Here is a 24,831-nt window from a genome sequence, read left to right on the forward strand (position 1 = left end):
GATTCGCTCAGACGCCGCTCTGGCCGTCGGAGCCGATATAGGCAATGCGGATCATATTGGTGGCACCGGGCGTGCCGAGCGGCACGCCGGCCGAGATGATGATGCGATCGCCCGGCTTGCCGAAGCCTTCGTCCGCGACGATGCGGCAGGCGCGATTGACCATGTCGTCGAGATCGGTCGCGTCATGGGTGACGACGCAATGCAGGCCCCAGACGACGGCAAGGCGGCGTGCCGTCTTGATGATCGGCGACAGCGCCAGGATCGGCACCTGCGGACGCTCACGCGAGGCGCGAAGGCCCGTCGTACCCGACGAGGTGTAACAGACGATCGCCGACAGCTTCAGCGTCTCGGCGATCTGACGGGCAGCAAGCGAGATTGCATCGGCACCGGTCGCTTCCGGCTGGGCACGCTGGGCATAGATGATGCCGGGATAATGCGGCTCGCGCTCGATGGCAGTGGCAATCGACGCCATCGTCGCGACAGCTTCGACGGGATAGTCGCCCGAGGCCGACTCGGCCGAGAGCATGACGGCATCCGCACCTTCGAAGACGGCGGTCGCGACGTCGGAAACTTCGGCACGTGTCGGCACTGGCGCTGAGATCATCGATTCCAGCATCTGCGTGGCGACGACCACCGGCTTGCCCGAACGGCGGCAGGCACGGATCAGCTGCTTCTGGATGCCGGGAACCGATTCCAGCGGCATTTCGACGCCGAGATCGCCGCGGGCGACCATCAATGCGTCGGAAAGCTCGATGATTTCCTCGATGCGCTCGAGAGCCTGCGGCTTTTCGATCTTCGACATCAGGCCGACACGGCCACGGGCGATCTTGCGCACTTCGGCAAGGTCGTCGGGACGCTGGACGAAGGAAAGCGCCACCCAGTCGACATCGTCGGTGGCGAGCACCGCATCGAGGTCGGCGCGGTCCTTATCCGTCAATGCGCCGACGCCGAGCAGCGTATCGGGAAGGCTGACGCCCTTGCGGTCGGAGATGCGCGTGCCTGAAATAACAGTGGTGACGATGCTCTTGCCGTCGCATTTTTCTGCGCGCAGGGCGAGCTTGCCGTCATCGATCAGCAGACGGTGGCCGGGCTGGACCGACTCGAGGATCTCGGGGTGCGGCAGATAGACGCGGTTCTGGTCGCCGAGCGCTTCGTTGTTGTCGAGCGTGAAGGTCTGGCCGGGCTTCAGGTCGACCTTGCTGTCGACGAACTTGCCGACACGCAGTTTTGGTCCCTGCAGGTCGGCGAGAATGCCGATCGGCCGGCCGGAGCGCGCCTCGACCGAGCGAATGCGCTGGATAAGCGTACGCATCAGGTCGTGGCTCGCATGGCTCATATTGATGCGGAAGACATCGGCACCGGCCTGGTGCAGCTTCTCGATCATCGATTCCTCGGAGGAGGCTGGCCCGAGGGTGGCGAGGATTTTAACTTTGCGATTACGCTTCATCAATTCTGGCTTTCTTGCGTCCCTGGGGTGTCGGAGAGCTGAACCATCCAGCTACCCTGGCGGCCCGTATCATATTCCTTGAATCCCATCTTCTGGTAACCGCGGGCATAACAGTCCTGCACACCCGTGATTTTGAATTCGTTTTCCGCCACGCACATCTGCACGTCACCCGTCCATCGTCCTCCCCGGGCGGCGTCCTCTGCGTAGAGGTAGTAATAGCGCGACTGCAATTCTCCCTCGATCAGCGTGGCGCAGGTCGTTGCCGGCACCTGCCACCAGCCCTCAGTCACCCAGCCATCCTTGGCCCGGTATCCGATCGCGACGCCGACGAGATTCTGTGTTCCGTTGCAGACGCGAAAATCGGCGCGTGCGGCGTCTGCGATGAAAAACGGCATGGCGGCTGCAAGAGCGAACAGAGCGAGACGGACCAGCGGTCCGGACCGCGTGAGGAAACTTGGCGCGGCTTGGATCAACACGGCTCCCAAATAGCTCCACGGTTATTCGTATCCGTGTCTTCTTGCGCCGCCGTCAAGCGAAAGTCAACGCAATGCTAATCGATTATATTTCCTTTCATAACCACCCGTCGAGGGTCGGGCGCAACCTCTCCCCACCTGCCGCGCTTGAACCTGCCGCAGGCGCATGCGATCACTGCGCCCGGCGGCGCAATGACGAACGGCAATTCCCTGATGGACGACTTCCAATCTTTCGAAATCCTATCCGGTAAACATGACAAAGGCATGGTGATCCTCGCAGATCACGCGATGAACCGCCTTCCCGCGCGATATGGCCGGCTCGGACTGCCCGACGCGGCCTTCGCCCGCCACATTGCCTATGACATCGGTATCGAGGGCCTGACGCGGCAGCTTTCGGCAAAACTCGGCGTTCCCGCCGTGCTCGGCGGTTTTTCGCGCCTGCTGATCGACCCGAACCGCGGCGAAGACGATCCGACGCTGATCATGAAAATTTCAGACGGCGCCGTCATATCAGGCAATCATCCGATCACGCCGCAGGAATGGGACTACCGCATCGAAACCTTCCATCGCCCCTATCACGACGCCGTGGCCGCCACGATCGACAGAGTGGCGAATGCCACCGGCAGGGCGCCGCTGGTGCTGTCGCTGCACTCCTTCACGCCGGCCTGGAAACGTATTGCCCGTCCCTGGCACGCCGCCGTGCTCTGGGATAGCGACCATCGCGCCGTCGGCCCGCTGCTCGACATGCTGCGCGCCGATCCCGATCTCGCCGTCGGCGACAACGACCCCTATGACGGCGCGCTGAAGGGCGATACCATGTACCGTCACTGCATGATCACCGGCATTCCGCATGCGCTGCTCGAGGTGCGCCAGGATCTGATCGCAGACCAGACCGGCATATCGGCATGGGCCGAACGCTTGGTGCCGATCTTTGCGGCGATGAATGCCGATCCCGCCTTGCACGGATATGACGTTCACCTGTCGCGCACCGGCCCCTATTGAACGAAAGGAAGCAAGATGACCGCGCTCAGCAAGGAACAACAGACCGAATTCGAAGCTGCCGCCTTCCGCCGCCTCGTCGCACATCTTCGCGAACGCAGCGACGTTCAGAACATCGATCTGATGAATCTGGCCGGCTTCTGCCGCAACTGCCTGTCGAACTGGTATCGCGAAGCCGCCGAGGCCGAAGGTGTCCCGGTGACCAGGGACGAATCGCGCGAGATGGTCTATGGCATGCCCTATGAGGACTGGAAGAATCTTCACCAGAACGAAGCCTCGCCTGTGCAAAAGGCTGCTTTTGAACTGAACAATCCACACAAATAGCTTGGCTGGCCGCGAACAGGCTTGACCACGACGCCGCTTCGCGGCAGTCACTGGCATCCAAAATTGATCACCGAAAAATCAGGAGAACACGATGTCTGATGCTCATGGCGTCGCCCGCGATCAGCTTCGCGCTTTCATCGAGCGCATTGAACGGCTGGAAGAAGAAAAGAAGACCATCGCCGACGACATCAAGGACGTCTATGGCGAAGCCAAGGGAATGGGCTTCGATACCAAGATCCTGAAGAAGGTCGTGGCGCTGCGCAAGAAGGACGAGCAGGAGCGTATGGAAGAGGAAGCAATCCTCGACACCTATCTGCACGCGCTCGGCATGATCGAGGCGCCGCCGGAAGGCTGATCCGCCGACATCGCCGATATCGACAAGCCGCCGGGCTCTTCGGCGGCTTTTCTTTTGCGCGCAAGGCAGAACGGCCATCTCGCTCCACCGAAACAGCAAAAAGAAAAACCGCCGGATCGCTCCGGCGGTTTTCGATATTCCGTAATCGGCAGGCTCAGTTCGTGTTGAACTTGCGCACTTCCATGAAGTTTACAGCCGTGCCGCTGAAGCGGGCCGGATCGACCGAAGCGGTCTTGATGTTGAAGCCCTCCGCATAGACGGCGGTCGGCTGAGCCCGCATCGTCTGGCTGACGAACCGCGGCGCCTTGACCTGCTTGGAGGCCATTTCCAGGCGGGCATTGGTAAGCGCCCACTGCGAAATCATCTTTTCCGTCAGCTTCGGCTCGGTGCGTACCGTCGTGCGGCTGGCATCCGCTGCCGCGGCTTCCTTCTGCGTCGGGCGACCACCCTTGGCGGGAAGTCCTTGCGCCACGGCGCTTTCGGCCGCCGGTTCGTCGAAGCTGTCGCCAAAGCTTGCCGATTTGGTCATCGGTGCCAATGCTGCGAGCTCGAGCGGCGGCTTTGCGGCAGGCGTCTTTTGCGTCATCGCAGCGTTGATCGCCTGCTCCACCGTGACCGGCGGCGCCTTCGATGCGATCTGGCTTTCCCCTTCGTTCCGCTGCTGGTCGAGCGCATCGGCCACGGCAGGAGACAGTGCGTCCTGATCGGCTTCGTCGGCCTCTGCTTCCGGATCGGCATCGGCCGCGGCAAGAAGGTTCTCGGCAACGGAAGGGCGTTCGATCGGCGTCGGTACCGGCAGTCCATTCGCGCCCGTCAGCACGGGATCGGTCGACGCGACCTCGGCGTCGCCAGGCGCGCGGCGCGGGCCGAGAAGCGAGGGAACCGGAATGCTGTAGGCGCTAAGATCGGCGAACTGCTGCGGCTGAGCCTGATCGGCCGGAAGGGCCGCCGCAAGAGCCTGCTGGGCAGCATTACCCGAAGGCGGCGCGACGAGCGCACTCGCCACTTCGCTGCCTGCCGGCTGGTTGCTGAATGCCGGGCGAACCTGCGGCACCGGCGCATTCAGATCGGCGACCTCGGTCGGCTGCGGCTCGGCCGGGGCGGGCTCGGCCTTCGGCGGCGTCGCCTTGGCAACTGCAACAGGCGTGGAATCGTCCGACTCGTCTTCCTGCTCGTCCGCTCCGCCGCCAAAGAGCGCTTCAAACAGCGTCTTGTGCTTCGGCGATTCCGATTCGGAAGCGCTGGCGATCTGGATCTGCGTGCCGCTGGCGCGGCGCTTATAATCGGCCATCGCCTGCTGGTAGCCCGGCAACGGCTTGCCGTCAGCCGGAATATGAATGGTGTTGCCGTTCGGGAAAAGCCGAACCAGCTCGTCGCGGCTCATGCGTGGCCAGGCGCGAACGCCGCCGACATCCATATGCACGAAGGGCGAGCCCGACTTCGGATAGAAGCCAACGCCCCCGACCTGCATCTTCATACCGATGCCGCGCAACGTCGCCAGCTTGACGTCGGGAATGAAGAAGTCCATCGCCTTGCCAAGCATATGCTGGCTCTTTTCGGCGACACCGGAATTGCGCGAGCGGCCGCGTAGCATCTCGTTGGTTCCCGGCGAACGGAAACCGCAGACGACATTGATGTAGTCCCTCGAACCGCTCTGGCGATAGACTTCCCAGATCAGGTCGAACAGGCGCGGATCCATCTTCGTCGGCTGGTTCTTGCGCCAGTCGCGCAGGAAGCGGTTCAGCTGCTCCAGACCCTTGGGGTCGAACTTGCCATTACGCTTGTAGGTGATGACGGCTTTTTCGCCGGTATGAATGAAATAGAGCTTGAGACTGCGGGTGTCGCCCGCTGCCTGCGAAGGCGTACCAACGAATACCGGTGAGGAAACCGCGAGCGCAAGAAGGGCGGCCGCTACCGTCCTTATTGCCTTTCCGCAAATGTCGGCGCACAACAAACGCCAGCTCAAGCGCGAAGGCTTGGAATTCCCATTCAGATTCGGCAACTCGATCCCCGTCAGACAGACAATGTCCCGTACTGTCTCAGATGACTGTCAAATGCGGTCACACGATGGCAAAAATGCCACACATGATCAACCTTTTCTTTACATAGTGAATGCACCACTAACAAGTGGTTTATGACTAGTAACAAAACGTGGTTGCCTTAATCTTAACGAAAAGCGCTTAAGCCGCATCTTTCTGGGGATTGTCAGGGTCTATGCCGTAATCCTTGAGCTTGCGATAAAGTGTGGATCGGCCGATGCCAAGCTTGCGCGCTACTTGACTCATCTGTCCGCGATAGAATTTGAGTGCGAATCGGATAAGTTCCTCCTCGACATCGGCAAGCCTACGCACGTCTCCGGCAGGATTGACGCTGGCGATCGCGTTTTCCGATACTTCGGACAGGCGGTGGTGCACCTCTCCCGACATCGAAGCCCTGAAGTCCTCGCCATAGCCATTGTCGGGATCGAGGCCGGTATTGTCGGCAACGAGCGCCAGATGATCCACCACGTCATATTCCGGAAGCTGGGCAGCGATCTGCGGGAAATCAGCCTCGGTCAGCTCCGGCCCTTCGGCCAGAACGACCGCGCGGAAGATCGCGTTTTCGAGCTGTCGGATATTGCCCGGCCAGTCATAGGCGGTCAGCAAAGCCAGCGTGCCGGCATTCACCGTCATGCGGCGGCCACTCTTCTGCTCGCTGGAGAAGCGGTCGGCAAAGACGCGCACGAGATGCGGAATGTCTTCCTTGCGTTTGCGCAGCGCCGGAATGGTGATCGGGAAGACGTTGAGGCGATAATAGAGATCCTCGCGGAAATGGCCGTTCTTGACCTCCTCGATCAGATCCTTGTTGGTCGCCGAGATCAGTCGGACATTGACCTTGTGTGCGGTGCGGGCACCGACGGTCTCGATCTCGCCCTGCTGCACGGCACGCAAGAGCTTCACCTGCACCTCGAGCGGCAAGTCGCCGATCTCGTCGAGGAAGATGGTGCCGCCGTCGGCTTCCATAAATTTGCCGATGTGGCGCTCGGTCGCGCCGGTAAACGCGCCCTTCTCGTGACCGAAGAGAATGCTCTCGACCAGATTATGTGGGATCGCCCCGCAATTGACGGTGACGAAGGGCTTGTTCGAGCGGTCGCCGCCGGACTGGATGGCCCGCGCCACCAGCTCCTTGCCGACGCCGGATTCGCCTTCCAGCACGACGGGGATGTTGGACTGAGCCGCCCGCTGAGCAAGATCGATAACCCTGAGCATCGCCGGGCTTGCCGAGACAATATCGTCGAAGCCGACGGAGCCTGAGCGCGACCGGCGTCCGGCCCGCGCCTTCACCTCGCGCTGGTCGAGCTTCATCGCGTTCGATATCGACGTGGCGATGCGTTCGGGCGAGACCGGCTTGACGACGAAATCGAAGGCGCCGGCGCGCATCGCCTGCACCACAGTCTCGATGCCGCCCTGCCCCGTCTGTACGATGACGGGGATCTGCGTGCCGAATTCGTGAAGCGCGTCGAGAAATTCGAGGCCGGTCATCTCCGGCATCATCAGGTCGAGCACGATGACATTGAAAAGGCCGGAGTCGCGTTTGACCATTTCCAGGCCGATGCGGCCGTTTTCCGCCTGGTGCACGACATGGCCGTGACGCTCGATTGCGTTCTTGAGCAGGCGGCGCTGCACGGGGTCGTCTTCGACCACGAGGATTTGCCCTGCTCCCTTGAGCTCATTGTAACCGGTCATTGTCGCCTCACTTCATGCGAAACCATAAAGCGCACTCTGACAGGAAGGCTTGAACATCCAGTTTTGAGAAACAATTGCATTTTAACAATTGCAACGGGTCGTTTTCGTGCCGAAGCGAGCCTTTTCATGCACCGAAAGCCCCGCAATGCCGGGCCTTGGCACGCTGACAGCGCCGCGCGTCTTTCAGGCGCGCAAAGGTCGCTGTAACACTTTCAATCAACGCATCATGCTTTCCGAAAATCGATTCCGATTTTCGGGCCGATGCGCTAGACAATCAGACCTGTTATGAAAGTGGAGAGGAATTGCGCCCATGAAAATCACGCTCCCGCATGCCGGCCTTCATTTGTCGGCAGCAGCACCGGCTGGGGCCGCCGACCCGGCGCTCGGCGATCTGCCGGTCTGGAAGCTGCAGGATCTTTATCCCTCCGCGACCTCCACCGCCTTCGTCGCCGACATGGAAAAGGCCGGCAAGGCCGCAATCGCCTTTGAAGAAAAGTGGAAGGGCAAACTTACTGAGGCGGCGACGAAGACCGGCGCTGAGGGCATCGGCGCGGCCCTGAAGGAATATGAGGCGCTGGACGACATCATCGGCCGCCTCGGCTCCTTTGCCGGCCTCACCTATTTCTCCGACACCACCAACCCGATAAACGGCAAGCTTTACGGCGACGTACAGGCCAAGATCACCGAATTTTCCGGCCATCTCCTGTTTTTCGCGCTGGAACTGAACCGCATCGACGACGCGGTCGTCGACGCCTGCATGGCGAATGACCCCGCCGCCGGGCACTATCGTCCTTGGCTGCTCGACCTCAGGAAGGACAAGCCCTACCAGCTCGACGACAGGCTGGAACAGCTCTTCCTCGAGAAGTCGATGACATCGGCCGCCGCCTTCAACCGCCTCTTCGACGAAACCATGGCGGAACTTCGCTACGACATCGATGGCGAGAAAGTGCCGCTCGAAGTGGCGCTGAACAGGCTGCAGGAAAAGGATCCTGAGGCACGACGCAAGGCAGCCATGGCGCTCGCCGAAACCTTCAAGGCGAATATCCGCACCTTCACGCTGATCACCAACACGCTTGCCAAGGACAAGGAGATCGCCGACCGCTGGCGCGGCTTCGAGGACATCGCCGACAGCCGCCACTTGGCAAACCGCGTCGAGCGCGAGGTCGTCGACGCGCTGGCCGCGGCCGTCCGCGAAGCCTATCCCCGCCTCTCGCATCGCTATTACAAGATGAAGGCGAAATGGCTCGGCATGGAACAGATGAATTTCTGGGACCGCAACGCGCCCCTTCCGGAAACCTCCAGCGCCATCATCTCCTGGCCGGAGGCGAAGGACACGGTGCTTTCGGCCTACAGCAATTTCGCCCCGGAGATGGCTGATATCGCCAGGCGCTTCTTCAACGAACAGTGGATCGACGCCCCGGTCCGTCCCGGCAAGGCGCCCGGTGCCTTCGCCCATCCGACGGTTCCCTCGGCCCATCCTTATGTGCTCGTCAATTATATGGGCAAGCCGCGCGACGTGATGACGCTCGCCCACGAACTCGGGCACGGCGTGCATCAGGTTCTCGCCGGCGCGCAAGGGGCGCTGATGTGCCAGACGCCGCTGACGCTTGCCGAAACCGCGTCCGTCTTCGGTGAGATGCTGACCTTCCGCGCGCTTCTGCAAAAGACCACCGACACGCGCGAGCGCAAGGCGATGCTTGCCCAGAAGGTCGAGGACATGATCAACACGGTCGTGCGCCAGATCGCCTTCTACGAATTCGAGCGCAAGCTCCACACCGCCCGCAAATCAGGTGAACTCACAGCTGACGACATCGGTGAACTCTGGCTCTCTGTTCAATCGGAAAGCCTTGGGCCGGCGATCAGCATTTCCGAGGGATATGAGACCTATTGGGCCTATATCCCCCACTTCATCCACTCGCCCTTCTACGTCTACGCCTATGCCTTCGGCGATTGCCTCGTGAATTCGCTCTATGCCGTCTACCAGAAGGCCGAGAAGGGCTTCCAGGAGAAGTATTTCGAACTGCTGAGGGCCGGCGGCACCAAACATCACTCGGAACTGCTGAAGCCTTTCGGCCTCGACGCCACCGATCCGTCGTTCTGGAGCCAGGGCCTGTCGATGATCGAAGGGCTGATCGACGAGTTGGAAGCGTTGGACCGAGCGGCCTGATCAGCCCTGTCCCCACGCCAAACCTCTTCCCGCAAGCGGGGAGAGGCGCCGGCTGGCGGACCAGGGAGATCGCACTCCAAGAAAAGACGCCGATGGCCGAAACCCAACCCTATATTCTGTTCCGCGACGACGCGACCGGACAGGTGATGCTTTTTGCCGAGCCGGCAGAGATCATCCTTGCCAGGACGCGCGCCGAGTTCTTTGCAGGCCTTATCAGGATGGAGCAGGCCAAGACCGCAGGCAAATGGCTTGCCGGCTACATGGCCTATGAGGCCGGATACCTCTTCGAAGAGAAACTCGCTCCCTTCACCGGTGAACATCGCGAAACCCCGCTGCTCTGTTTCGGTGTGTTCGACGCTCCACAGCCGGATACACATCCGCTTGCCCAACCAAAACAGCGCCCCGAAAACGAGGAATTCCTCACCGCTCCGAAAGCCGCCTGGGATTTCCCTGTATATAAGGAGCGCTTCGACCGCCTCCATAAGCACCTGCGGCTCGGCGACGCCTATCAGGCGAACCTCACCATGCCGGTCGGGGCCCGCTGGAACGGTGATCCCCGTGCCGCCTTCTGGTCGCTGATCGAACGCCAGCCGGTCAAATACGGCGCGCTGGTCGATCTCGGCGGTCCGGTCATCCTTTCGCGGTCGCCCGAGCTTTTTTTCCGCACCGATGAAGAGGGCTGGATCGAGACCCATCCGATGAAGGGCACGGCGAAACGCGGCGCGACCGCCGCCGAGGATGCCGAAATCATCGAGGCCATGCGCCGCGATATCAAGACGCAAGCGGAAAACCGCATGATCGTCGATCTCCTGCGCAACGATATCTCCCGCATCACCGAGGTCGGCACGCTTGACGTCCCGAAGCTCTTCGACATCGAGACCTATCCGACCGTCCACCAGATGGTGAGCCATGTGCAGGCAAGGCTCCGCCCCGATCTTTCGATCCATGACATCTTCTCCGCGCTCTTCCCCTGCGGTTCGATCACCGGCGCGCCGAAGATGCGGGCAATGGAAATTCTCCATGCGCTCGAGGATGTCCCACGCGACGCCTATTGCGGCGCGATCGGCATGATCTCGCCCACCGGCGCCATGCGTTTTTCCGTCGCCATCCGCACCATCACGATTTTTGAGGGCGGCAGGGCCGTATTCAATGTCGGCGGCGGCATCGTCTTCGATTCCACCGCCGAGGCCGAATATGAGGAATGCCTGCTCAAGGCCCGCTTCGCCGTCGGCGACCAATGGATTGCGCGATGATCGATTTTTCGCTGATCGAGACGCTGCGCTGGCAGCCAGGCGAGGGCTTCATTCGGCTGCGGCTGCATCTCGCCCGGCTTTCCCGCTCCGCCCGTCGCCTTGGCTTCCCGCAGCCGATCGAGGCGGCGGCCAAGCTCGACGAAGCCGTTGCGGGTGCTGCCGGTCCGCTGCGCATCCGCCTGACCTTCGATGCGCAAGGCCGGATCGAGGTGACGAGCGCCGCCTTCCTCCCGCTGGCGCCCGATACGACCTGGATCGCCCGCCTCGCCGAAACCCGTCTGAATTCCGCCGACAGGCTGCTGCGCGTCAAGACCACGCGCCGCGCCGTCTACGAGGCCGCGCGGGCCGAATATCGGCCTGATGAGGCCGATGAGGTCATCCTTTTGAACGAGCGCGGCGAAATCTGCGAGGGTACCATTACCTCGATCTTCCTGGACGACGGAACCGGCATCCTGCGCACCCCGCCCATCTCCTGCGGCCTGCTCGCCGGTGTGCTGCGCACCGAGCTCATCTGCCGGCGCCAGGCCCGCGTCGGCCGCCTCGCGCTTGCCGATCTCGATGCCGGCACGCTTTATATCGGCAACTCGCTGCGCGGCCTGATCCGCGCAAACCTCGTCAGGAACTGACCATGTTCATTCTCTCGCTCACCTATGTAAAATCCAACGATGAAGCCGACAGGCACATGGAGCCGCACATGGCCTGGGTGAAGGAGGGGTATGCCAAGGGCTGGTTTCTCGCCTCCGGCCGCAAGGTGCCGCGCACCGGCGGTGTCATCCTCGCAATCGGCGATCGCGCCGCGGTCGAGGCCTATGTCGCCACCGATCCCTTCACCATCCACGGCGTCGCCGAATACGAAATCACCGAGCTAGCCGTGACGACGGCGGTCGAAGGACTGGAAATCCTGAAGCGCTGAATTTGCAGGAGCCGATTGTGGATGATCTCGCCGCCCATCTGAAAGAACTCGAGGAAAAACTCTTCGACCCATCGGTTCGCGCCTCGCGGGAGATGCTGACTGCGCTGCTCTCTCGCGATTTCCGGGAAATCGGCAGTTCCGGACGGCTCTATACCTTCGATATGATCGTGCCCGCTCTTTTGGCCGAGCATCGGACGGGAACGTCACGCGGCGAGCATTTCGAAACCCAACGACTTGCCGAGCATATCGCGCTAGTCACCTATCGCGCCATTTACACGGACGTCGACGAAAGCGAAAGGCAAACGCTGCGCAGTTCCATCTGGCGGCTGGAAGAGGATGGGCATTGGCGCATGCTCTTCCACCAGGGCACCGTCATCGGTTAAGCCAAGCCATGCTGGCTGCCGATCCCAGGACGGCTTCGCCGGCCTCTATCGCCGCTCGATATTTGGCCTTTCCCCCTCAATGCTCTTTATTGTGACGTCGTTTTATGGTTAGAGCCGGTCACCTCGCACTCTCTGCGGCAATTTCAAAACAATTCTCTGGCTGAACGCCTTCGTCCCCTTCCACAGGAGAAAAGAATGACGGAACAGAATTATCCGGTATATGCCGAAATTACCGGTCCGATCGTGATGATCGGCTTTGGCTCCATCGGCCGCGGCACATTGCCCCTGATCGAGCGCCATTTCAAATTCGACAAGAGCCGGATGGTCGTCATTGACCCGCGCGAAGAGCCTTCCGACATGGAGATCCTGAAGAAGCACGGCGTTCGCCATATCAAGGAATATGTCACCAAGGACAACTATAAGGAACTGCTGAAGCCGCTGCTGACGGAAGGCGAAGGCCAGGGTTTCTGCGTCAACCTCTCGGTCGACACCTCCTCGCTCGACATCATCAAGCTCTGCCGCAAACTCGACGTTCCCTATATCGACACCGTCGTCGAACCCTGGCTCGGCTTCTATTTCGACAAGGGCATGAGCAATGCCGACCGCACCAACTATGCGCTGCGCGAAACCATGCGCAAGGAAAAGGCGAAGAACCCGGGCGGCGCCACCGCCGTCTCCACCTGCGGCGCCAATCCGGGCATGGTCTCCTGGTTCGTCAAGCAGGCGCTCGTCAACCTTGCCAACGATACCGGCCTCAAATTCGAAGAACCGGACCAGCACGATCGCGAAGGCTGGGCAAAGCTAATGAAGAAGCTCGGCGTCAAGGGCGTCCACATCGCCGAGCGCGATACCCAGCGTACCAAGCATCCGAAGCCGCTCAACGTCTTCTGGAACACCTGGTCGGTCGAAGGCTTCATTTCTGAAGGCCTGCAGCCGGCCGAACTCGGCTGGGGCACGCATGAAGAATGGATGCCGAAGAACGCCAAGAAGCACAAGAAAGGCAACAAGGCGGCGATCTACCTGGAACAGCCGGGCGCCAACACCCGCGTGCGGACCTGGTGCCCGACGCCCGGCCCGCAATACGGCTTCCTCGTCACCCACAATGAGTCGATCTCGATCGCCGACTTTTTCACGGTCCGCGACAAGGACGGCGAAGTGACCTTCCGCCCGACCTGCCACTATGCCTACCATCCGGCTAACGACGCCGTGCTCTCGCTGCATGAGATGTTCGGCAATGGCGGCACGCCGCAGCCGGTCCACCACGTTCTTGATGAGGACGAGCTGGAGGACGGCATCGACGAACTCGGCGTCCTGCTCTACGGCCATGAGAAGAATGCCTACTGGTATGGCTCGCGCCTGTCGCTGGAAGAAACCCGCCGCATCGCGCCCTACCAGAACGCCACGGGCCTGCAGGTCACATCAGCCGTCCTCGCCGGCATGGTCTGGGCGCTGGAAAACCCGAATGCCGGCATCGTCGAAGCCGACGAGATCGATTACAAGCGCTGCCTCGAAGTGCAGATGCCCTATCTCGGCCCGGTCGAGGGCCACTACACCGACTGGACCCCGCTCGACGGCCGTCCGGGCCTCTTCCCCGAGGATATCGACACCAAGGATCCGTGGCAGTTCAGGAACATTCTCGTTCGCTGAGATCGCCTGCACGACTTTGACAATGCCCGCCACAAGGCGGGCATTTTTGTAACGCCGGCTGTCTAAATGCCGCCCGCTGCCCTTCCAAGGCTTGCCTTCATGCCGGGCGCGCGCCATGTTTTGCCCGAAGTTGGCGGGTGTCCGCCGCGCCGATTCGCCGGGAGAAGCCTTATGAAAATCAGAACTGGTCTCGTTCTTGTCGGTGCAGCGGCCGCTCTTGCCGCCTGCGTTTCATCAGAGCCGCGCCGTCTGCCGGTTGCAACCGCGCCCGCCGCTACCGGCGTCGAAGGCAACTGGAGCGATCCGAACGGCATCGTTTCCACCTTCCAGGGCGGTACTTTCACCACCCGCACGACCGACAGCAACCAGCTTCTTGCCTCGGGTACCTATATCAATACCTCACCGACCCTGGTGGAGATCAACATGACTTCGCTGGTGCGCAAGACCCAGTCCAAGGTCAATTGCGCCCTCGTCAACCCGAGCCAGCTCAATTGCACCTCCGATTCCGGCGCACAATTCACGCTTTCCCGCCGCGGCTGAAAAATGAGGTGATAGGCTAAGCACACCATGCGGGCCTTCGCCTCTTATCTCATCCTGCTGCTCGCAATGCCGCTTGCGGCACTTGCGGTCGTCTTGCCGGCCAACGTCTATCGTGCCCAGGGCATCGCCGCTCCCGATTGCGACGGGCCGCTGCAGGTGTTGATCTTCGCCGTGCCTGCCGTCCTGATCTACGGCGCAGGTGCGCTCCTTGCCTATCGGGCCGGCCGGCGCTTTCATCGCCTTGTTTCCCTTCTCTGCTTGGTCATAGCACTCGCTGCAGTTCCGAATATTGCAGAGGCCGTGCACGAACTCTATCGAAACGCCGCCGACGGCGAATGCCGGGGATAAGCAACCCGGCTTTTTTGCCCTGCCCCCTTGGAAAGCGCCCAGCCTGGCCCAGCTTTCTCTTGCGGTTGTGCATCGTCTGATGGAACATCCGCACGCCGGGAAACCGCCCCGGCGCACGATGAAAGGGATCGGCGAGGATCAAGGGGGATTCTTCGCCTCAATCAGGAGAACAGGGATGACGAAGTCTTTCAGCTTCGGTCTTTTGACCGCGTCCATGCTGGCGCTGAGCGCGGGCGCCGCCTTTGCGGATTACGAACTCAATATTCTTCATATCAACGATTTCCATTCACGCATCGAATCGATCAACAAGTTCGACTCCACCTGCTCGGCAGAGGAGGAAGGCAAGAAGGAATGCTTCGGCGGCGCCGCCCGCCTGAAGACCGCGATCGACCAGCGTCGTCAGGCGCTATCGGGCAAGAATGTCCTCCTCCTCAATGCCGGCGACAATTTCCAGGGCTCGCTCTTCTACACGACCTACAAGGGAGCGGCCGAAGCCGAATTCCTGAACCTGATGAAGTTCGACGCCATGACCGTCGGCAATCATGAATTCGACGACAGCGAGGATGGGCTTGCGACCTTCCTCGACAAGGTGCAGTTCCCCGTCGTGACGGCGAATGTCAAGGCGACAGCCGCCTCCAAGCTCGGCGACCGCATCAAGCCCTCGCTGGTGCTCGATGTTGGTGGCCAGAAGATCGGCATCGTCGGCGCCGTCACCAATGATACGGCAGAGCTTTCCTCCCCCGGCCCGAACGTGACGATCGCCGATGACGTCCAGGCCATTACTTCAGCCGTTCAGGATCTGAAGAGCCAGGGCGTCAACAAGATCATCGCGCTGACCCATGTCGGTTATCCCCGCGATCTCGCCCTGATCGCCAAGATCCCGGATGTCGATATCGTCGTCGGCGGCCATTCCCACAGCCTGCTCTCCAACACCGACCCCAAGGCCGAAGGCCCCTACCCGACGATGGTCGACAATCCCGGCGGCTATCAAGTGCCGGTCGTCCAGGCCGCCTCCTACAGCAAGTATCTCGGCGACCTCGTCGTCAATTTCGACGATAGCGGCGTCGTCAAGGATGCCAAGGGCGATCCGATCCTGATCGATTCCACCTTTACGCCCGATCCGGCCGTCATCACCCGCATTGCCGAACTGGCAAAGCCGATCGAGGAATTGCGCAAGAAGGTGATCGGCTCTTCCGAAAGCCCGATCGAAGGCGACCGCAAGGTCTGCCGCGTCAAGGAATGCTCGATGGGCAATCTGGTGGCCGATGCCATGCTCGATCGCACCAAGAATCAGGGCGTCACCATCGCCGTTCAGAACGGCGGCGGCCTGCGTGCTTCAATCGATGGCGGCGAGGTCACCCAGGGCGAGGTCATCACCGTCCTGCCGTTCCAGAACACGCTCGCCACGTTTGAGCTGACCGGCGCAAACGTCGTCAAGGCGCTCGAAAACGGCGTCAGCCAGATCGACCAGGGCGCCGGCCGTTTCCCCCAGGTCGCCGGCCTCAAATTCTCCTTCGACCAGTCGAAGCCCGTCGGCAGCCGTGTCAGCGATGTGCAGGTGAAGGACGGCGACAATTTCGCTCCGATCGATCCGGCCAAGACCTACAAGGTCGCGACCAACAACTTCATGCGGGCCGGCGGCGACGGTTATTCGATCTTTAAGGAAGGCCAGAACGCTTATGATTTCGGCCCGGATCTTGCAGATGTGACCGCCGAATACGTCGCCGCGCATTCGCCTTACAAGCCATACACGGATGGCCGCGTCACGGAATTGGCGCAGGCAGCGCCCGCTCCTTCCGCTTCCGAGCCTGCGCCTGCCGCACCGGCTGCTCCGGCCCCCTCCACCGAACCCACCCCTGCACCGGCCGCTCCTGCTCCATCCACAGAGCCGGCTCCCGCACCCGCTGTACCTGCTGCCCCGGCACCAGCAGCACCGGCCCCTGCGCCGGCAGCCTCCGCACCTGCCGCAACGACGCCTTCTACCCACGTCATCGCCGCGGGCGACACCTTCTGGGATCTCGCCGTGACCTTCTATGGCGACGGCACGTTGTGGCGGAAGCTTTCGGATGCCAACGGCAAGCCGAACCCGCGTCACCTGACGGTCGGCAAGGAGATCGAGGTCCCTGCCAAGTAAGACGATTTGTCCCGATGTCACTGGCCGGCCCGGGGTTTCCCGGGCCGGTTTTTGTTTCTATAGGGTGAACCACGATCTCTAGGCTGCGTATGAGCCGAAGAGACAGAAAGAGCTTTGGGACCAGAATGACAGCAGATATTTCACTCCGCCCGGCGGACCATCCGGCCGTCAAGTCAGGCAAGGTCGGTGTCCTGCTGGTCAATCTCGGCACGCCTGATGGCACCGACTATACCTCGATGCGCCGCTATCTCAGGGAATTCCTCACCGATCGCCGCGTAATCGAATGGTCGCCCTGGAAGTGGTATCCGATCCTGTTCGGCATCGTCCTCAACACCCGCCCGCAGAAGGTCGGCAAGGCCTATGAGCTGATCTGGAACAAGGAGAAGAACGAAAGTTATCTACGCACCTACACCCGCAATCAGTCGGAGCTGATGGCCGCGCGCCTGAAGGATCTTGATAACGTCAAGGTCGATTGGGCGATGCGCTACGGCACCCCGTCGATTGCCTCGCGCATCGACGCGCTGAAAGAAGAGGGTTGCGACCGTATCGTGCTCTTCCCGCTTTATCCGCAATATGCGGCGGCGACGACCGCCACCGTCAACGACAAGGCCTTCCAGAAGCTGCTCTCGATGCGCTGGCAGCCGGCGCTACGCACCGTTCCCGCCTATCATGACGACGAGACCTATATCGAGGCGCTCGCCACGTCGGTCGAGAGGCATCTTTCGACCCTCGACTGGAAGCCGGAGATGCTGCTCGCCTCCTTCCACGGCATTCCAATGTCCTATTTCAAACAGGGCGACCCCTACTACTGTCAATGCCAGAAGACCGGCCGGCTGCTGCGCGAGCGGCTCGGGCTGACCAAGGAAAACTTCATGGTCACCTTCCAATCCCGCTTCGGGCCGGAGGAATGGCTACAGCCCTATACCGACAAGACGGTGGAGAAGCTCGCCAAGGACGGCGTCAAGCGCATCGCCGTCATCAATCCCGGCTTCGTCTCCGACTGTCTGGAGACGCTGGAGGAAATCGCCGAGCAGGCGGCCCATTCCTTCCATGAGAACGGCGGCGATAAGTTCGCGCATATTCCCTGCCTCAACGACGGCGAGGACGGCATGAAGGTGCTGGAAAAGGTCGTCCGTCGCGAATTGCAGGGCTGGGTCTGAGAGCCCCACTCAGAAAGCGGCGTCGGACGAGGAGCTAAAGCATGTCGCGCAAAACTGTGCAGCGGTTTTGCGATAACCAAATGCGTAGAAACAAAGACATAAAGCGCGGGAGCGAATCTGAAAGATCGCGATGCGCTTTAGCAACCGCCCAATGAATTAACCGAAACGGAACCTCCTTTTCACTTGCAGCCCGGGCGGTTGCGCCCTCATTTCTTCCTCGCAAATAACGTGCTAACTCACCACATGAGTTGGGCAGGCGCGCATGCGCCGATAGGAGGAATTTTCATGCTGTTCGGCGGCTTCGACATCGTCGTGATCGTGCTGGTCATCTTCGTTATCCTAGTGCTCTTTGCCGGGATCAAGACCGTGCCGCAGGGCTACCGCTATACGATCGAGCGCTTCGGGCGTTATACCCGCACGCTGGAGCCTGGCCTCAACCTCATCACCCCCTTCATCGAGCGTGTCGGCGCCAAGTTGAACGTGATGGAACAGGTGCTGAACGTGCCGACCCAGGAGGTGATCACCAAGGATAATGCCTCGGTTTCGGCCGATGCCGTCTCTTTCTATCAGGTGCTGAATGCTGCCCAGGCCGCCTATCAGGTCTCCAACCTCGAAAACGCCATCCTCAATCTCACCATGACCAACATCCGCTCGGTCATGGGTTCGATGGATCTCGACGAACTGCTCTCCAACCGTGATGCGATCAACGACCGGCTGCTGCGTGTCGTCGACGAAGCCGTGCATCCCTGGGGCATCAAGGTCACCCGTGTCGAGATCAAGGACATCCAGCCGCCGCGCGACCTCGTTGATGCGATGGCCCGCCAGATGAAGGCCGAGCGCGAGAAGAGGGCGCAGGTGCTGGAGGCCGAAGGCTCGCGCAACGCGCAGATCCTCAGGGCCGAAGGTGCCAAACAATCCGCCATTCTCCAGGCCGAAGGCCAGCGCGAGGCCGCCTTTCGCAACGCCGAAGCCCGCGAACGTCTAGCCGAGGCCGAAGCCAAGGCAACGAAGATGGTCTCCGAGGCGATCGCCGCCGGCGACATCCAGGCGATCAACTATTTCGTCGCGCAGAAATACACCGAAGCGCTGACCTCGATCGGTTCGGCGCCCAATTCCAAGATCGTGATGATGCCGATGGAAGCGTCTTCCATCCTAAGCTCGCTCGGCGGCATTGGCGCCATTGCCCGCGAAGTCTTCGGCGATGCCGGCAGCAGCCCGTCGACGCCACTACCCGTGCCGCCGCGCCCGCGCCCCGCACCGGCACGCTCGACGCCGCCGATCAATCCGTCGACCCCCAATCCTTTCAATCCCGAGCAGGAGCGATAAGCCATGCTGGCGAAGATCGTCACCGAACTCGGTCCATGGAGTTGGTGGGTCGCAGGGCTCGTGCTGCTTGCCGCCGAGATGATTGTTCCCGGCTTCTTCCTGGTCTGGATCGGCCTTGCCGCCTTGATCGTCGGCGCGCTATCGCTACTCTTCTGGGACAGCGCCTTCTGGGTCTGGGAGTTACAGGCGATTCTTTTTGCGCTTCTCGCCGTTGCCACGACCTTCGCCGGCCGCCGGCTGACGCTGCGCAATGCCACGACCGACGAGCCCTTCCTCAATCAGCGCGGCGCAAGCCTCGTCGGCCGCACCGCCACCCTGCACGAACCGATCCGCGAGGGCCGCGGCCGAATCCGCCTCGACGATACACTATGGCAGGTGATGGGACCCGACCTGCCCGTCGGAACGCAGGTGAAGGTGGTCTCGAGCAATGGCCGCGACCTCAGAGTCGAGCCCGTCTGATCGAACGAGCCTGATCAGGCGACGCCGATCCGCAGCAGGTCGTGGAAGTGCACCAGCCCGACCGGCCGGCGGTCGTCGTCGATGACGATCAGCGCGCCGATGTGATGCTGGTTGAGCAGCGCCAGCGCTGCCGTCGCCAGCACCGTCGGCTTCACCGTCTTCGGCGTCCGCGTCATGATGTCGTCGACATCAAGCTCTGAAAGATTGCGCGTGAGATTGCGCGCCATGTCGCCTTCGGTGACGATGCCGCAGAGCCGCCCATCTTCATCCAGCACCCCGACGCAGCCGAAATGCTTGCGCGACAGCACGGTGATCGCCTCCGGCATCGGTGTGCCCTTGGCAACGAGCGGCAGCCGCTCGCCGGTATGCATGACATCGGCGACATGCATCAGGCTCGCACCCAGCTTGCCGCCGGGATGGAAGACGTGGAAATCCGTAGCGGTAAAGCCGCGCGCCTCCAACAGCGCCACCGCCAGCGCGTCGCCGATTGCAAGCTGCATCAGCGTCGAGGTCGTCGGCGCCAGCCCATTCGGGCAGGCCTCCTGCTCGTTCGGCATCAGCAGGACGATATCGGCGGCGGTCGCCAGCGAGGACCCTTCGCTGCAGGTGATCGCGATCAGCGGAATGGAGAAGCGCCGCGTGAAGGAAATGATACTCTTGAGCTCGGCGCTCTCGCCACCTTTGGAAATCGCCAAGACGACGTCGTCGCGCGCAATCATGCCGAGATCGCCGTGATTGGCCTCCGCCGCATGCACGAAAAAGGCAGGCGTTCCCGTTGAGGCAAATGTCGCCGCCAGCTTGGCGCCGATATGCCCGCTCTTGCCGACGCCGGTGACGATCACGCGTCCGGAGATGTCGCCGATGACTTCGACGGCCCGTGTGAAAGGACCGGCCAAGCCATCGTCAAAGGCCTGTTCGAGCGCTTCAAGACCGCGTCTTTCGGTCTCTACCGTGCGTTTTGCCGACTCGAGCACGCTGTTTTCAACGAGGTTTATCGCTCTTCTGATCATGAAGTTGCGTTAGACCTTTTCACTTTCCAAGTCCACCCCGCAGTCTTTCCGAATTGTGAACAGCGCCGGCCGCCGGCAACGAATGGTTAACCACAAGGCTTTACCTTTGGGTAAGAACCGAAAGCATGTCAGGCGCGAATTGCATGGGCCAGCCAAAACAGACGAGCAGTGTGACGCCGCTCCGCGCCATGAGCTGTGCCGTCTCATTTGCCGTGCTCACTGGCCTGCTTCTCAGCCAGACGGCAGCCTTCGCGCAGTCCGCCTCGCAGCCCGCAAACAGCCGCTCCGCCACCTCTCAGGACAACCACGCCACCAACAATGCGGCATCCGCCGCCGGTTTCGATGACGAGACCGACGATACCGCCACTCCTGCGGCAAACGGCGCGACTGCGAACGCGGACGGTGCCCAGCAGCGGCCCGCCATACCGGATGCCCAAGCCGGCGACGACATTACCGGCTCCATCCTCGACGAGGACATCCGCCGGCTGAACACCCGTGAAGCGCCGGTCGATGAGGCACTGCCGCGCCGCAGGGCTGCCGAAGGCGCCTCGACAGAGGAAACGCCGGGAATCCCGATCGGCACGTTTGTGCTCCGCCCGAGCGTCACCCAGAGCATCAACACCGAGACCACCAAGGACGACAATACGACGCAGCGGCGCGCCTTTCTCGAAACCGATGCGGCAGCGACCCTGACCTCGGACTGGGGCCGGCATCAGTTGACCGTGACCTCGGAAGGCGCCTGGCAGAAGAATGTCAGCGGCGAGGGTGAGGAACAGCCTTCCTTCAAGCTCAACAGCGACCTCAGGCTGGATCTTCCCGACGATACGACCGCGCACCTGACCGCTGGCTATAATTTCTACCGCGAGGATACGGACGATCCCGACGCCATCGCCAACGCCGCGCAGCAGTCGGACGTCCAGGAATTTTCGGCCGGCGCCTCCGTCCAGCGCGATTTTGGCATCCTGCGCGGCACGACTGCACTTGCGCTGACACGCTCGATCTATTCGGACGCTAAACTCTCGAACGGCACGACCGTCTCCCTCAGCGACCGCAATCAGACGACGGGCACGTTGCGTGGCCGTGTGGGCTACGAACTGTCACCCGCGCTCATCCCCTTCATCGAGGCCAACATCGGCCGCACGGTCTATGACGAAACGCAAGACTCCGCCGGCTACGAGCGTTCGGGCCATAGCTACGGCGCCAAGGCCGGCGTCGAGGTCGATCTCGGTGAAAAGCTGAAGGGCGAAGTCGGTGTCGGCTACGAGATGGCGGATTTCGAAGACAGCCGGCTATCCTCGATCGATACGGCCACACTCGATGCAAGCCTGCTCTGGTCGCCGATCCGCGGCACCGATGTCAACCTCGACCTGCAGACGAGCATCCAGCCCTCGACCACGGCGGGCGAAAGCGGCTACGTTTCGCACGCGCTGACGACGACGGTCACCCACCAGTTGCGCGACAATCTGGTCGGCACGATGATCGGTGGCGTAATATGGCGCGATTATCCGACGGATAGCACCATCAACGACGAGCTCGTCTATACCGCTGCGACCGGCCTTACCTGGAACATCAACCGCTATCTCGATCTCACCAGCACACTCGGCTACGAGCTGACGACGCGCAAGGAAGGAAGCGATTCGCAGCAATGGCGAGCCGGCGTCGGTCTCAAGCTGAAACGCTAAGAATGACGACCAAAATAGAGCGCCGCGTATCTGTTGGGACACGCGGCGCTCTATTACATTGAATCTACAACTTATTTCAGGCCGGCAAGCAGTTCCCTGAAGCCGCCTTCGACGGAGGGGCGGATATCGGCGCGTTCGAGGGCGAAGGCGACGTTTGCCAGGATGAAACCGTCCTTGGCGCCGCAGTCGTAGGTCGCGCCGCGGAAGTGGTAACCGGCGAAATCCTGTTCCTTCAGCAGCTTTAGCATGCCGTCGGTAAGCTGGATCTCGTTGCCGGCGCCGCGCTCCTGGGTTTCGAGGATCTTGAAGATCTCCGGCTGCAGGATGTAGCGGCCGTTGATGAAGAAGTTGGAAGGCGCAGTCCCCTTGGCGGGCTTTTCCACCATGCCGGTGATACGGAAACCGTCGCCGATCGCCTCGCCAACGCCGACGATGCCGTATTTATGCGCTTGGTCGGGCGCGCATTCCTCGACGGCGATGATATTGCCGCCGCTCTGGCCGTAGAGGTCGATCATGCCCTTCATGCAGCCCTTGTCGCCCTTCATGATCATATCGGGCAGCAGCAGTGCGAAGGGTTCGTCGCCGACGATCTCGCGGGCGCACCAGACCGCATGGCCGAGGCCGAGCGGCTCCTGCTGACGGGTGAAGCTCACCGTGCCGGCCTTCGGCAATTGCTGGGCGAGAAGGGTGATTTCAGCCTTCTTGGCGCGCTCGCGCAGCGTCTGTTCCAACTCGAAATGGATGTCGAAATAATCTTCAATGACGTGCTTGTTGCGTCCGGTGACGAAGACCAGATGTTCGATCCCGGCCTCGATCGCCTCATCGACGACATATTGAATGATTGGCTTGTCGACGACGGTCAACATTTCCTTCGGAACAGCCTTTGTCGCCGGCAGGAATCGCGTTCCCAACCCGGCAACCGGAAATACTGCTTTACGAACTTTGTTGTGTTGAGCCACACCCGGCCTCCTGCTTCGATCACATCGCTTTGGAAATAGAGCTTTTTAGCTTTAACTAGTATAGAATTGCTACTGTTTTGCAAATGGTGACCGCAGCGGATCGCCATGGTAAAGATTTTGTTGACTCCGTTCCTGTAGTCTCGGGTCTGGGCGGATAGGATGTCCCGCTGCACCAGAAACTGAAGATGACGGATACGACTGTCGATGACCCAGAATCACAAAAACTCCCTTCGTGGTCTTGCTCTCGCCCTCATTGTCGCTGCCCAGGTGGCACTGGTCCCCGACAACGCGAAAGCTGATTCCCGCTTCCAGAAATGGATCGCGGATTTTTACCAAACTGCCGCTCAGAGTGGCATCAGTAAGGCAACTTATCAAAAGGCCTTTTCCGGGGTGAGCGAGCCCGATCCGACCGTGCTCGAAAAGGCCGCCTACCAGCCGGAATTCACCTCGAAGATCTGGGACTATGTCGATTCCCGCGTCAACCCCTATACCGTCAAGATCGGCCGCGAGATGGCTGCCAAGCATGCAAGGACGCTCGCTGCGATCGAGCAGCGTTTCGGCGTCGACAAGACCATTCTGCTGGCCATCTGGTCGATGGAATCGAATTATGGCGCGGTTCTCGACAAGGACGACCGGCTGCACTACGTGCCGCGCGCCCTGGCAACGCTTGCCTACGCCGATCCGAGCCGCGCCAAATTCGCCAAGAAGCAGCTGGTCGCGGCACTGAAGATCCTGCAGAACGGCGATGTGCCGGCACGCGAGATGACCGGCTCCTGGGCCGGCGCCATGGGCCACACCCAGTTCATTCCGACAAGCTACCTGCTTTATGCCGTCGATGCCGACGGCAACGGCCACCGCGACATCTGGAATTCGGTCCCCGACGCGCTGGCGACCTCGGCCAATCTCCTGATGAAGAACGGCTGGGACACCGGCAAGACCTGGGGCTACGAGGTCGTCGTTCCCGCCGCAGTCGCCAAGCAGGCCGGCAAGACCCATACGTTGGCCCAATGGGCGGCACTCGGCCTGACGCGCCCGAACGGCAAGGCCTTCCGCGAGAGCGCCACCAAAGCCATGCTGAAGATGCCGGCCGGGCCCAGTGGCCCGGGCTTCCTGATGACCGCCAACTTCTTCACCATCAAGAACTACAATGCCTCGGATAGCTACGCGCTCGCCGTCGGCTTGCTGGCCGACCAGATCGCCGGCTACGGCGGCATGCAACAGCGCTGGCCGCGCCCGGACGGCGCCCTTGATATCACCGAGAAATTCGAGCTGCAGACCCGTCTGAAGACGCTCGGCTATTACAATGGCGAGGTCGACGGCAATTTCGGGTCGGGTTCGAAGGCGGCAATATCAGCCGTCCAGTCGCGCATCGGCATGCAGCCGGACGGTGAGCCCTCGTTGCCGCTTCTGAACGCACTGCGCCGCTAGATCGGGATGATCCCGGCCGGACCGGCCGGAAATCTCAACCCGCATTTCGATCAACGAAGTAGGGCATGATACCGCCCGAAAACCCCACACACTTTTCGG

Annotated in this window: 23 protein-coding genes; 17 read left to right on the forward strand and 6 right to left on the reverse strand. The window is 61.4% G+C overall.

Features of this window, described 5'->3' with window-relative positions:
* Positions 1-7: 7 nt before the first annotated feature.
* Both pyk and AB8B31_RS17925 read right to left on the reverse strand, forming a co-directional pair.
* Positions 8-1,447, reverse strand: a complete 1,440-nt coding sequence (gene pyk / locus AB8B31_RS17920) for a pyruvate kinase (RefSeq protein WP_018243516.1) — start codon at positions 1,445-1,447, stop codon at positions 8-10.
* A complete protein-coding gene (locus AB8B31_RS17925; RefSeq protein WP_017967841.1) occupies positions 1,447-1,932 on the reverse strand; it encodes a DUF1036 domain-containing protein in 486 nt (161 codons plus the stop codon). The genes pyk and AB8B31_RS17925 overlap by 1 nt, the downstream gene beginning before the upstream one ends.
* Before the next feature lie 201 nt (positions 1,933-2,133).
* On the opposite strand from AB8B31_RS17925, the gene AB8B31_RS17930 reads away from it, so the two are divergent.
* From AB8B31_RS17930 to AB8B31_RS17940, 3 genes are all read left to right on the forward strand, one after another.
* Entirely contained in the window at positions 2,134-2,922 is a 789-nt protein-coding gene (locus tag AB8B31_RS17930; RefSeq protein WP_131703032.1) for an N-formylglutamate amidohydrolase, read from the forward strand.
* A 15-nt stretch (positions 2,923-2,937) separates the two neighbouring features.
* Complete coding sequence (locus AB8B31_RS17935; protein WP_003582233.1) at positions 2,938-3,243, forward strand: DUF1244 domain-containing protein; 306 nt, start codon at positions 2,938-2,940, stop codon at positions 3,241-3,243.
* A gap of 91 nt (positions 3,244-3,334) precedes the next feature.
* Positions 3,335-3,598 carry a DUF2312 domain-containing protein gene (locus tag AB8B31_RS17940; RefSeq protein ID WP_008533181.1) on the forward strand — a complete coding sequence of 88 codons (264 nt, stop codon included), beginning with the start codon at positions 3,335-3,337 and terminating at the stop codon, positions 3,596-3,598.
* 154 nt (positions 3,599-3,752) lie between these two features.
* Here AB8B31_RS17940 and AB8B31_RS17945 read toward each other — a convergent pair whose 3' ends face one another.
* Positions 3,753-5,600 carry a DUF882 domain-containing protein gene (locus AB8B31_RS17945; protein WP_018243518.1) on the reverse strand — a complete coding sequence of 616 codons (1,848 nt, stop codon included), beginning with the start codon at positions 5,598-5,600 and terminating at the stop codon, positions 3,753-3,755.
* 178 nt (positions 5,601-5,778) lie between these two features.
* Positions 5,779-7,323, reverse strand: a complete 1,545-nt coding sequence (locus AB8B31_RS17950) for a sigma-54-dependent transcriptional regulator (protein ID WP_018243519.1) — start codon at positions 7,321-7,323, stop codon at positions 5,779-5,781.
* 310 nt (positions 7,324-7,633) lie between these two features.
* Here AB8B31_RS17950 and AB8B31_RS17955 point away from each other — a divergent pair, with 310 nt between their 5' ends.
* The 12 genes from AB8B31_RS17955 to AB8B31_RS18010 all read left to right on the forward strand — a co-directional run bounded on the left by AB8B31_RS17955 (position 7,634) and on the right by AB8B31_RS18010 (position 19,653).
* Entirely contained in the window at positions 7,634-9,490 is a 1,857-nt protein-coding gene (locus AB8B31_RS17955) for a M3 family oligoendopeptidase (RefSeq protein ID WP_018243520.1), read from the forward strand.
* 92 nt (positions 9,491-9,582) lie between these two features.
* Positions 9,583-10,743 (forward strand): aminodeoxychorismate synthase component I, encoded by a 1,161-nt coding sequence (locus AB8B31_RS17960; protein ID WP_018243521.1) that lies wholly within the window; start codon positions 9,583-9,585, stop codon positions 10,741-10,743.
* On the forward strand, positions 10,740-11,369 hold the full coding sequence (locus AB8B31_RS17965) for an aminotransferase class IV family protein (RefSeq protein WP_020572932.1): 630 nt from the start codon (positions 10,740-10,742) through the stop codon (positions 11,367-11,369). Before AB8B31_RS17960 ends, AB8B31_RS17965 begins: the two co-directional genes overlap by 4 nt.
* 2 nt (positions 11,370-11,371) lie before the next feature.
* A complete protein-coding gene (locus AB8B31_RS17970; RefSeq protein ID WP_018243523.1) occupies positions 11,372-11,656 on the forward strand; it encodes a YciI family protein in 285 nt (94 codons plus the stop codon).
* A gap of 17 nt (positions 11,657-11,673) precedes the next feature.
* Entirely contained in the window at positions 11,674-12,039 is a 366-nt protein-coding gene (locus tag AB8B31_RS17975) for a nuclear transport factor 2 family protein (protein WP_026188523.1), read from the forward strand.
* A 195-nt stretch (positions 12,040-12,234) separates the two neighbouring features.
* Positions 12,235-13,686, forward strand: coding sequence for a homospermidine synthase (locus AB8B31_RS17980; protein WP_018243525.1), 1,452 nt, complete (start codon positions 12,235-12,237; stop codon positions 13,684-13,686).
* A gap of 171 nt (positions 13,687-13,857) precedes the next feature.
* Positions 13,858-14,226 (forward strand): outer membrane lipoprotein Omp10, encoded by a 369-nt coding sequence (gene omp10 / locus AB8B31_RS17985; RefSeq protein WP_018243526.1) that lies wholly within the window; start codon positions 13,858-13,860, stop codon positions 14,224-14,226.
* 27 nt (positions 14,227-14,253) lie between these two features.
* Positions 14,254-14,574 carry a hypothetical protein gene (locus AB8B31_RS17990; RefSeq protein WP_018243527.1) on the forward strand — a complete coding sequence of 107 codons (321 nt, stop codon included), beginning with the start codon at positions 14,254-14,256 and terminating at the stop codon, positions 14,572-14,574.
* A 175-nt stretch (positions 14,575-14,749) separates the two neighbouring features.
* Positions 14,750-16,708, forward strand: a complete 1,959-nt coding sequence (locus AB8B31_RS17995; protein ID WP_018517637.1) for a bifunctional metallophosphatase/5'-nucleotidase — start codon at positions 14,750-14,752, stop codon at positions 16,706-16,708.
* Between the two features lie 125 nt (positions 16,709-16,833).
* Positions 16,834-17,868: a ferrochelatase gene (gene hemH, locus AB8B31_RS18000; RefSeq protein ID WP_018243529.1), complete on the forward strand. Its 1,035-nt coding sequence runs from the start codon at positions 16,834-16,836 to the stop codon at positions 17,866-17,868.
* Between the two features lie 285 nt (positions 17,869-18,153).
* On the forward strand, positions 18,154-19,194 hold the full coding sequence (locus AB8B31_RS18005) for an SPFH domain-containing protein (protein ID WP_003542866.1): 1,041 nt from the start codon (positions 18,154-18,156) through the stop codon (positions 19,192-19,194).
* Between the two features lie 3 nt (positions 19,195-19,197).
* Complete coding sequence (locus AB8B31_RS18010) at positions 19,198-19,653, forward strand: NfeD family protein (RefSeq protein ID WP_018243530.1); 456 nt, start codon at positions 19,198-19,200, stop codon at positions 19,651-19,653.
* Positions 19,654-19,667: 14 nt separating this feature from the next.
* On the opposite strand, the gene AB8B31_RS18015 is transcribed toward AB8B31_RS18010, so the two are convergent.
* Entirely contained in the window at positions 19,668-20,663 is a 996-nt protein-coding gene (locus AB8B31_RS18015) for a KpsF/GutQ family sugar-phosphate isomerase (protein ID WP_018243531.1), read from the reverse strand.
* A gap of 143 nt (positions 20,664-20,806) precedes the next feature.
* Between AB8B31_RS18015 and AB8B31_RS18020 the strand changes: the two genes are divergently transcribed.
* Entirely contained in the window at positions 20,807-22,345 is a 1,539-nt protein-coding gene (locus tag AB8B31_RS18020) for an outer membrane beta-barrel protein (RefSeq protein WP_018243532.1), read from the forward strand.
* A gap of 71 nt (positions 22,346-22,416) precedes the next feature.
* On the opposite strand, the gene galU is transcribed toward AB8B31_RS18020, so the two are convergent.
* Positions 22,417-23,304 carry a UTP--glucose-1-phosphate uridylyltransferase GalU gene (gene galU, locus AB8B31_RS18025; RefSeq protein ID WP_018072820.1) on the reverse strand — a complete coding sequence of 296 codons (888 nt, stop codon included), beginning with the start codon at positions 23,302-23,304 and terminating at the stop codon, positions 22,417-22,419.
* Between the two features lie 204 nt (positions 23,305-23,508).
* Between galU and AB8B31_RS18030 the strand changes: the two genes are divergently transcribed.
* On the forward strand, positions 23,509-24,732 hold the full coding sequence (locus AB8B31_RS18030) for a lytic murein transglycosylase (protein WP_018243533.1): 1,224 nt from the start codon (positions 23,509-23,511) through the stop codon (positions 24,730-24,732).
* The last annotated feature ends 99 nt before the right edge of the window (positions 24,733-24,831 follow it).

It is taken from the genome of Rhizobium sp. 62_C5_N11_2 (genome assembly GCF_051811185.1).
GTDB lineage: Bacteria > Pseudomonadota > Alphaproteobacteria > Rhizobiales > Rhizobiaceae > Rhizobium > Rhizobium leguminosarum.

Coding starts and splice junctions, on each gene's coding strand:
- pyk (WP_018243516.1), bottom strand. CDS start 1,447: ATGAAGCGTAATCGCAAAGTTAAAATCCTCGCCACCCTCGGGCCAGCC.
- AB8B31_RS17930 (WP_131703032.1), top strand. CDS start 2,134: ATGGACGACTTCCAATCTTTCGAAATCCTATCCGGTAAACATGACAAA.
- AB8B31_RS17935 (WP_003582233.1), top strand. CDS start 2,938: ATGACCGCGCTCAGCAAGGAACAACAGACCGAATTCGAAGCTGCCGCC.
- AB8B31_RS17940 (WP_008533181.1), top strand. CDS start 3,335: ATGTCTGATGCTCATGGCGTCGCCCGCGATCAGCTTCGCGCTTTCATC.
- AB8B31_RS17950 (WP_018243519.1), bottom strand. CDS start 7,323: ATGACCGGTTACAATGAGCTCAAGGGAGCAGGGCAAATCCTCGTGGTC.
- AB8B31_RS17955 (WP_018243520.1), top strand. CDS start 7,634: ATGAAAATCACGCTCCCGCATGCCGGCCTTCATTTGTCGGCAGCAGCA.
- AB8B31_RS17960 (WP_018243521.1), top strand. CDS start 9,583: ATGGCCGAAACCCAACCCTATATTCTGTTCCGCGACGACGCGACCGGA.
- AB8B31_RS17965 (WP_020572932.1), top strand. CDS start 10,740: ATGATCGATTTTTCGCTGATCGAGACGCTGCGCTGGCAGCCAGGCGAG.
- AB8B31_RS17970 (WP_018243523.1), top strand. CDS start 11,372: ATGTTCATTCTCTCGCTCACCTATGTAAAATCCAACGATGAAGCCGAC.
- AB8B31_RS17980 (WP_018243525.1), top strand. CDS start 12,235: ATGACGGAACAGAATTATCCGGTATATGCCGAAATTACCGGTCCGATC.
- omp10 (WP_018243526.1), top strand. CDS start 13,858: ATGAAAATCAGAACTGGTCTCGTTCTTGTCGGTGCAGCGGCCGCTCTT.
- AB8B31_RS17990 (WP_018243527.1), top strand. CDS start 14,254: ATGCGGGCCTTCGCCTCTTATCTCATCCTGCTGCTCGCAATGCCGCTT.
- AB8B31_RS17995 (WP_018517637.1), top strand. CDS start 14,750: ATGACGAAGTCTTTCAGCTTCGGTCTTTTGACCGCGTCCATGCTGGCG.
- hemH (WP_018243529.1), top strand. CDS start 16,834: ATGACAGCAGATATTTCACTCCGCCCGGCGGACCATCCGGCCGTCAAG.
- AB8B31_RS18005 (WP_003542866.1), top strand. CDS start 18,154: ATGCTGTTCGGCGGCTTCGACATCGTCGTGATCGTGCTGGTCATCTTC.
- AB8B31_RS18010 (WP_018243530.1), top strand. CDS start 19,198: ATGCTGGCGAAGATCGTCACCGAACTCGGTCCATGGAGTTGGTGGGTC.
- AB8B31_RS18015 (WP_018243531.1), bottom strand. CDS start 20,663: ATGATCAGAAGAGCGATAAACCTCGTTGAAAACAGCGTGCTCGAGTCG.
- AB8B31_RS18020 (WP_018243532.1), top strand. CDS start 20,807: ATGGGCCAGCCAAAACAGACGAGCAGTGTGACGCCGCTCCGCGCCATG.
- AB8B31_RS18030 (WP_018243533.1), top strand. CDS start 23,509: ATGACCCAGAATCACAAAAACTCCCTTCGTGGTCTTGCTCTCGCCCTC.